This window comes from Mesorhizobium sp. M4B.F.Ca.ET.214.01.1.1 (assembly GCF_004791545.1).
Lineage (GTDB): Bacteria > Pseudomonadota > Alphaproteobacteria > Rhizobiales > Rhizobiaceae > Mesorhizobium > Mesorhizobium abyssinicae.
In genome coordinates this window covers 1-329 of record NZ_SRUX01000189.1, presented here as the reverse complement: position 1 = coordinate 329, position 329 = coordinate 1, and the positions used below count along the sequence as shown (strand labels likewise).

Below are 329 nucleotides of genomic sequence, written 5' to 3'. Positions count from 1 at the left end.
CGGCGGGTTTGCTGCCGAGGTTGAAGGCGCAGACGATCCGCTCATTGCCCTCGCGGCGCGTGAAGGCGACGGTGTCGCCATCGCTTGCGATGAAGTCGATATCGCCCTTGGCCAGCGCCGGGTGCTGGCGACGGAAAGCGAGGAAGCGGCGGTAGTGCTCGAGCAATGAGCTTGCGTCGCCCTGCTGCACGTTGACGGCCAGCGATAGGTGCTTGCCCGGCACCGGCAGCCAGGGTTTCGCGGCCGAGAAGCCGCCATTCTTGGCAGCCGCTTCCCACACCATCGGCGTGCGGCAGCCGTCGCGGCCCTTGAATTCCGGCCAGAAGCGG

General features: G+C 67.5%; 1 protein-coding gene. It reads right to left on the bottom strand.

Going from position 1 to position 329, the window contains the following annotated elements; translation table 11 throughout:
* Positions 1–329 (bottom strand): DUF3459 domain-containing protein (locus EN857_RS33835; protein ID WP_135897715.1); only part of this gene is annotated, 329 nt, incomplete at both ends.